We start from the raw sequence: 3,816 nt of genomic DNA, 5'->3' as shown, positions 1-3,816 counted from the left end.
GGGGTCACGACACGAAAGTGTACTTTACGTACGCTTAGAGTGAACCCAACAAGAACGTTGAGGCTGTTCTGCTGAGAGTTCGATAGACAGTTGGCCGAGAAATAGAAAACAGTTCTGAAAGATCGCTGATTGAGTAGTCGCCGGTATCATACATACGACGAAGCTCTTTTTGCTGACGTTCAGAAAGCTTGGGTTTCTTTCCGCGTAGTTTACCTTTGTCGCGTGCAACGGCCATCCCTTCACGAGTACGCATCCGGATCAGATCGGCTTCAAACTCCGCGAAAGTCGCAAGGATGTTGAAGAACAACTTGCCCATTGGATCAGACGGATCGTGAATACTGTTCCCAAGTTGAAGCTTCACGCCACGGGATGCCAGGCTGTCGCCAATAAGCCGTGCATCAGGGACAGAGCGGGCCAGTCGATCAAGCTTTGGTACGACCAAAGTATCGCCACTACGAACAGCCGCCAGTGCCTGGTCAAGGCCGGCCCTTTCCCGGTTCGTGCCGGTGAATCCCTTGTCGGTGTAAATACGATCGGCAGAAACACCGAGTTTGAGCAGTTCCTGATGCTGGGCCGCGAGATCCTGTTTGTCCGTCGAGCAGCGGGCATAGCCGATCATTATGTGTGTCATACGGGAAAGTGTAACGTATAAGGCCCCATGACTGCAAAACATATGGTACCACCTTTATGAGACACAGCACACGGCTGTATTCCATGACGTGTTGCACTTGTCCGGGACAGTCCGTCCAACGATCCCCTTCCGGACACATGAAGGAGACATCCGATCATGGCGCGGCGCCGTCTTCTGACCCGTGAAGCTCTCGCCCGACATTACGAGCCTTCTGTCGATGATCGCGAGATCACGAGACATTTTACACTCAGCCAGGATGACTTCGATCTGATCGCAACCCGCCGCGGAGAAGCCTCCCGATTGGGTTTTGCGATGGTCATGCTCTACATGCGCTGGCCGGGACGGGTGCTGGAATCTGGTGAAACACCACCGGCTTCCATTCTGTCATTTGTTGCGCGGCAGCTCGACCTGTCCCCTGGGCTCTGGTCCCATTACGGACGTCGTGACGAAACCCGTCGATCCCATCTGGCCCACCTGATGAAGCGTTATGGCTACCGAACCTTCGATCGGTCGGCATTTCATGACATGACCGGTTTCGCGATGCCAATTGCACATCATGTGACCCAGCCATCCCGCATGGCTGCGATCCTGATTGACGAGATGCGTCGCCGAAGCATTCTCCTGCCGTCGGTCACTGTCATTGAAGCCTTGGTGCGCCGTGCTCGCCAGCAGGCCAATCACCTTGTCCATGACGTCCTTGCAGGGGATCTGCCGCCGGAAACCCGTTGTCGTTTGGACAAAATGCTGGAGCGTCGTGGCGATCGCAGTGCCTCCTGGCTCTCGTGGCTGCGTAACCCGCCCCTGTCACCAGCCGCGCGCAATATCCTGCGATTGCTGGAACGCCTGGAGTATGTACGATCCCTGAACCTCGACAGCGCTCGCGCCACGACCATACCGCGTGTGGCCTTTGACCGTTTGGGCGAAGAAGCTGCCCGGATTACGCCCCAGCATCTGGCCGAGCTTCGGTCATCCCGTCGTTACGCCATTCTGGTGGCAGCCGGGGTCCGACTTGAGGAGGTTCTAACCGACGCGACCCTCACAATGATGGAAAAACTGCTCGGAAGCATGATCCGCCGTGCCGAACACCGGGTCCGTGACAAAGCGATTGTCACCGTGCGATCGTTGCAGGCGCAGCTCCGTCTGCTCACAACCTCCTGTCGCCATCTGATCGAAGCGCGTGATCAGGGTGTTGATTCACTGTCTGCCATTACGGGAATTGACTGGCCCCGCCTCCAGGACGCCATCGGCAGGGCTGAAACCCTGACAGCTCCAGAGACAATTGATCGCACGGCCGAACTGATCAACCGGCATCGCTCGCTTCGTCCTGCCATTGGTCCATTCCTGAACGCGTTCCAGTTTCAGGGTGGTCGCACGGTACAGGGATTACTGAAGGCGGTGCAGATCATTGGAGACCTCTATCGGACCGGTAAACGCCGCTTGCCTGACTCCTGTCCGATCCGTTTCATTCCGCCTTCCTGGCACAGCTTTGTCAGGCCAGAGGGAACAGTCATACGACAGGCTTACGAACTCTGTGTTCTGACCCAGCTGCGCGAGCGTCTGCGTGCCGGAGACATCTGGGTAACGGAAAGTCGCCAATACCGCGCATTCGACACCTACCTTCTTCCGGAAGCCACGTTTGCAGCGATGCGCGCGCAAGGACCGTTGCCTCTGGCGATCAATGCTACGGCTGACACGTTCCTTTCTCAACGGCGTGCAGTGCTGGAAACCGCGCTGAACCGGGTGACGGCTCTTGCCAGGAAGGGCGAGTTGTCACAGGTCCGGCTTGATGCACATGGTCTTGTGATTTCGCCTCTGAAAGCAATTACACCCCCTGCTGTGGAAGAGTTGAGGCGGGCGGCTTACGACCGGCTGCCACGGATCAAGATTACTGATCTTCTGCTGGAAGTGGACCGCTGGATCAGCTTCACCGACTGCTTTACCCATCGCCGTTCCAGCCGTGTCGCGGATGACAAAAACGCCCTGCTGACGGTGATCCTGGCGGATGGGATTAATCTTGGTCTGACACGCATGGCCGACACCTGTCAGGGTGCCACCCTGCGCCAGTTGGCGCATCTGCATGACTGGCATATCAGCGAGGCCGGATACGCCGAAGCCCTTGGCCGTATGGTTGCAGCCCATCGTGGGCTGCCCCTGGCGTCACTCTGGGGAGACGGCACATCGTCCTCAAGTGATGGTCAATTGTTTCATGCAGGTGGCAGAGGCGCTGCGATCAGCGATATCAATGCGCGCAATGGCAGTGAACCGGGCGTCAGTTTCTACACCCACATCTCCGATCAGTATGATCCGTTTTCGACCCGGGTGATTGCGGCGACGGCCGGTGAAGCGCCCTATGTTCTGGATGGGCTGCTGTATCATGCTAACGGACTTTCCATTGAAGAGCATTATACAGATACGGGTGGGGCATCGGATCATGTTTTCGGGCTGATGCCCTTCTTTGGTTATCGATTTGCGCCCAGGATACGGGATCTGAAAGAGCGGAAACTTCACCTTTTTCCGGGACAACACCCGGGCGAACTTCTGGGTGGGATGGCCGGTGACCTGATCAATACCAACCATATTGTGGAACACTGGGACGACCTGCTGCGTCTCGTCACATCTATTCGGAGTGGAACCGTGACCGCTTCGGCCATGCTGCGCAAACTCGGATCTTACCCCCGTCAGAATGGTCTGGCTGTGGCTTTGCGCGAAGTCGGCCGGATCGAACGGTCAATTTTTATGCTCGACTGGATACAGGATCTGGATTTGCGCAGACGAACCCAGGCTGGACTCAATAAGGGAGAAGCCCGGAATGCGCTGGCTCGGGCGCTCTTCTTCAATCAGCTTGGCGAACTGCGGGATCGGCGTTTTGAAAATCAGGCCTATCGGGCGTCAGGTCTGAACCTGCTGGTGGCAGCGGTCATCCTATGGAATACGCGCTATCTTCAGTCTGCCATCACGACGCTCGGTATTTCAGATGACCTGGCCCAGCATATCGCACCCCTCGGCTGGGAGCATATTTCTCTGACAGGCGACTATCGCTGGAATGTCGATGAGCAGCCCGAAGCTGGCGCGTTACGACCGCTTCGGGTACCTGCATCCCTACTTGTTGCGTGAACCTCAATGTGGCCAGTTCTACAGGTGTTCACTCCAAGCGTACGTAAAATACACTTTCGTGTCGTGATCCC

General features: G+C 56.7%; 2 protein-coding genes. One reads left to right on the top strand and one right to left on the bottom strand.

Annotated features, from left to right (window positions below; genetic code table 11):
• Positions 1 to 34: 34 nt before the first annotated feature.
• Positions 35 to 631, bottom strand: coding sequence for a recombinase family protein (locus GJA01_RS14985; protein ID WP_029329811.1), 597 nt, complete (start codon positions 629 to 631; stop codon positions 35 to 37).
• 156 nt (positions 632 to 787) lie between these two features.
• On the opposite strand from GJA01_RS14985, the gene GJA01_RS14980 reads away from it, so the two are divergent.
• A complete protein-coding gene (locus GJA01_RS14980; protein WP_062020722.1) occupies positions 788 to 3,745 on the top strand; it encodes a Tn3 family transposase in 2,958 nt (985 codons plus the stop codon).
• Positions 3,746 to 3,816: the final 71 nt, after the last annotated feature.

It is taken from the genome of Gluconobacter japonicus, assembly GCF_002723975.1.
In the GTDB taxonomy this organism is placed as follows: Bacteria; Pseudomonadota; Alphaproteobacteria; order Acetobacterales; family Acetobacteraceae; genus Gluconobacter; species Gluconobacter japonicus.
This window is presented reverse-complemented; position numbering and strand designations above follow the sequence as displayed.